The following is a 3,483-nucleotide window of genomic DNA, read 5'->3' as shown; positions in this document are numbered from 1 at the left end:
CAAACTTCATCCTATGTGGATGGTTGCATTTTCACTGTTTAATGTACCTGCATATCTAGTTTACCGTGCGTCATTAAAAAAATTTATTTCGGCATGAATTTTGTTATTCAACGTTCAACTAACGGGAGACAATAGCTTAATCATGATACGACGGTAGCCGGCCCCCGAACTTATAAGGAGACAAGATCCAATGAGGCGTTTCATTTTTATCTTTTTGGTTTTGCTCAGTTCCTTGTTAACTGGTTGTTCTTCTACAGAGGATTATCACTTTGATGATAAGGATATAAAAATTAGTTTAATAAATCAGTTGATCAATGACCAGTACAGAACTTATTCGTTCGAAGTAGAGAATACAGGTAAATTGGAGATTAAATATCTGAATTTTTATTTGTACTATCCTGTTATCGTGGGTAACGGTGGTTTCACAGGTAATCCTTTTAAAATCGAAGGAAAAGCGGACATTAGTAAACCGATAAATATAAGAACAAAAGAGAAAATTACATATACTATTTTAGCACAGATAAAAGGGGTGTTTGGAAATTCAAAATCATTAGATTTTAATCATCCACAAGTTGAATTGAATGGATTAGTAGAACAAGGGAAAGAGGATATTCCTTTTGAGATGAGTGGGGGATACTTGAAAATGAAGTAATCGAAAATGAGCGGCATTTCGTAAAACACGTATTTCACGCTTCCGGCTTCATTCAGGGTTCATTAAACGAACGGGATACGATAGCTCAATAACAATACGACTGCAGCCGGCTTCAGATCGATCGGCTGCAGTCGTTGCGCTAACGGGCAGGATAGTGGCATAAATAGATTGAATATAATTCCACTTTAATGCATAATTATACCATCAAAATATTTGGGGGATAGCTTGTGCATATTAGAAGAGCCTTGATAGTGGACACTGAGTCAGTCTATGAGTTGATTGATATGTATGCGGTGCAAGGACAACTTTTGCATCGTACACGTCAATCTATTTACGAACACTTGCAATGCTTTTATGTGGCCGTTGATGATGTAAAGAGAATTATGGGAGTCGCAAGTTTGCATATTCTCGATCGCGATTTAGCAGAAATAAGATCCTTGGTCGTGTTACCGGGAATGGCCCTAAAAGGTATTGGGCGAGCGTTAGTCGATGCCCTTGTAAAAGAAGCAACCATACTTGGGATTCCCCGTGTCATCGCATTAACCTATCAGGATGGCTTTTTTGAAAAGTGTGGTTTTGTGAAGATTAATAAAGAAACGCTCTCACAAAAAATATGGAAAGATTGTCTACATTGTTCAAAATATAATAATTGCGATGAAATTGCCATGCAAATCATGGTTTGAAGGTGGTGGTTTAATGAATCTGGTCTGCGAATCGCAAATTGTTAACGATTATTTGACCGTGACAGCTGAGGTCAATCATGATCACCCGCTGATTGCTGAATTAACTTCCAAATTGGCAACATCATCACAAGACCAAATGGATTTTATTAAACAGTCGTATGAATATGTTAGAGATCATATTGACCACTCCTGGGATATTCAGAGTTCCAGAATTACTTGTTCCGCATCGGAAACATTGATTCATAAAGAAGGCATCTGCTATGCAAAAGCGAACCTCTTGTGTGCGATATTACGAAAAGCAGGCATACCATCTGGCTTTTGTTATCAACGACTTACGATCGGAGACACTCCAGATACGGGCTATTGTATTCATGCTTTAAACGCTGTTTTTATACAGGAATTGAAAATGTGGATTCGTTTGGATGCACGAGGTAATAAGCCTGGGATTCTTGCAGAGTTCTCACTCGTTGAAGAAAAACTTGCATTTCCGGTCCGAGAAGAATATGACGAGGTTGATTACTTGACCATATTTAAATCTCCGAATATGAAGACCATCGAAGCTTTAAAAAATAATAATGACTGCATAAATATGTATCTACATGGTCTGCCCGATCGGTTGTAATCATTAAGCTATCGGGCACGTTAGTTCAACGCATCGTGGAGCAGTTTGCCGGCGGCAACTGCTCCATTTTTCGTTACGTTGACGGGCAGTTTTAACGCAGCTTCCAAGTAGTGGAAGCGTAATAACGACAGGAAACTTATATTGTTCAGGAGGGCATTATTCATGAATTCAAATAAATTTGCTATTCTAGTTTGCAGTCTTGTCATTGGCGTATTCATCGCGCTATCACCCGTGATTGTAACTGGACACTGGTATGATATTACGCATGTCATCGGGAATTTACTGGTTGCTGAATTTATTGTACGGACGATTGCAATTGTTATTGGGCTACTTGTTATATTTAGTGGGATAAAGCGATTTTTTCTTTCTAGAGCGCTGCCATCTGACGTCCCTAATGCCAATAAGGACAAATTTGATATATAGGAGCTGGAGAAGTGTCTAATCACTTTTACAAGATGATTTTTAGTGGATTTATATTCACTCTTGAAAGATGTATTGCTAATATTTCTAACTCTTTAATGGTGGCTGGTTTCGCATCACACGATTCAACTACTAATATAAATATCGTAGAATACCCCGAATTTACCGATAATATTTTTGTTTTAATTTTCTTAATCATTGGAACTTTGATATTTAATTATGGGCTAATCAAAAAACGTTAAACTAATGGGTACTTTAGTTCAATATCATCATGCGTTTCTTAGATTAACATATAGGAGATAGAACATAACGATGAAGGTAAAAGTGAACGTCTCGAAAAGAATGGTTGTAACACTTATGATTATGACTTTACTGGTGTTCATTGCGGTTATTTTCATTTATCAAGTGCAGCTCAACAAGTATAAAAGTACCTTAGCGGACAGCTATCATTTGAAATTGAATCATGGATTCTCTGGTGGAAATACGCAATCGATCGGAAATATCGATTATGTCATTAAGAGCCTAAATGAGAATGCAAGCAAAGATCATGTCTTGTATACACTGGGGAATTTGGAGACTTCAATAAAAACTGCAGAAGAATCATTTATTCTGCTTGATCGCGACTTTAATCATTACGGAGCATCATCTGATCTAATGTATAACTTTTATAGAGATCTATTTTGGTACATCAGAGCTGATTTATCTGATGATATCCTAGCCAATAAACGTAAGCTTGATGTTGAATCAAGAGAAAGTATCGTAAAAGAACTTGAAGTCGTTAAAGCTGATTTGTTTTTTATCAGTAAAAAATTTGATGAATCAGCAATGAAAGATAAGAAACCAAAATGGATTGAAACGGAATGGAGAGAGGTGATGAAAGAAATCATCGATCAGAATCAAGGCTTTAGGTTATATCAACGGATGAAGGTTAAATATGGTTTTGATCATTTGTCATAATTGAATGATTCGAAGCAAAGACCTTAAGCTCCCTCAGAGAATAAAGGTTTTCTCGCGAATGCTCGCTCATTCGCAGAATTTCATATGCATGAATCAATAGGAGTTTCAAGAATTACATGAGAGGGGCTAAGCTGCTCCGTTTGAGGGCA

5 protein-coding genes are annotated in these 3,483 nt (G+C 37.1%); all 5 read left to right on the top strand.

Annotated features, from left to right (window positions below; genetic code table 11):
• The first annotated feature begins 190 nt into the window (after positions 1 to 190).
• Entirely contained in the window at positions 191 to 652 is a 462-nt protein-coding gene (locus tag I8J29_RS33275) for a hypothetical protein (protein WP_208851546.1), read from the top strand.
• Positions 653 to 879: 227 nt separating this feature from the next.
• The gene (locus I8J29_RS33270; RefSeq protein ID WP_208851545.1) at positions 880 to 1,335 is read left to right on the top strand and encodes an N-acetyltransferase; all 456 of its coding nucleotides are present in this window, start codon (positions 880 to 882) and stop codon (positions 1,333 to 1,335) included.
• Positions 1,336 to 1,348: 13 nt separating this feature from the next.
• Positions 1,349 to 1,957 carry a transglutaminase-like domain-containing protein gene (locus I8J29_RS33265; protein ID WP_208851544.1) on the top strand — a complete coding sequence of 203 codons (609 nt, stop codon included), beginning with the start codon at positions 1,349 to 1,351 and terminating at the stop codon, positions 1,955 to 1,957.
• A gap of 162 nt (positions 1,958 to 2,119) precedes the next feature.
• On the top strand, positions 2,120 to 2,380 hold the full coding sequence (locus tag I8J29_RS33260; RefSeq protein ID WP_208851547.1) for a hypothetical protein: 261 nt from the start codon (positions 2,120 to 2,122) through the stop codon (positions 2,378 to 2,380).
• A 309-nt stretch (positions 2,381 to 2,689) separates the two neighbouring features.
• A complete protein-coding gene (locus I8J29_RS33255) occupies positions 2,690 to 3,334 on the top strand; it encodes an oxidoreductase (RefSeq protein WP_208851543.1) in 645 nt (214 codons plus the stop codon).
• The last annotated feature ends 149 nt before the right edge of the window (positions 3,335 to 3,483 follow it).

It is taken from the genome of Paenibacillus artemisiicola (genome assembly GCF_017652985.1).
In the GTDB taxonomy this organism is placed as follows: Bacteria; Bacillota; Bacilli; order Paenibacillales; family Paenibacillaceae; genus Paenibacillus_Z; species Paenibacillus_Z artemisiicola.
Note: the sequence above shows the minus strand (reverse complement) of the source record. Positions and strands in the feature narration are given on the sequence as shown.

What these genes read in the sequence shown, in the direction of transcription:
- I8J29_RS33265 (WP_208851544.1), top strand. Translation starts at nt 1,349, where the DNA reads ATGAATCTGGTCTGCGAATCGCAAATTGTTAACGATTATTTGACCGTG.
- I8J29_RS33255 (WP_208851543.1), top strand. Translation starts at nt 2,690, where the DNA reads ATGAAGGTAAAAGTGAACGTCTCGAAAAGAATGGTTGTAACACTTATG.
- I8J29_RS33275 (WP_208851546.1), top strand. Translation starts at nt 191, where the DNA reads ATGAGGCGTTTCATTTTTATCTTTTTGGTTTTGCTCAGTTCCTTGTTA.
- I8J29_RS33260 (WP_208851547.1), top strand. Translation starts at nt 2,120, where the DNA reads ATGAATTCAAATAAATTTGCTATTCTAGTTTGCAGTCTTGTCATTGGC.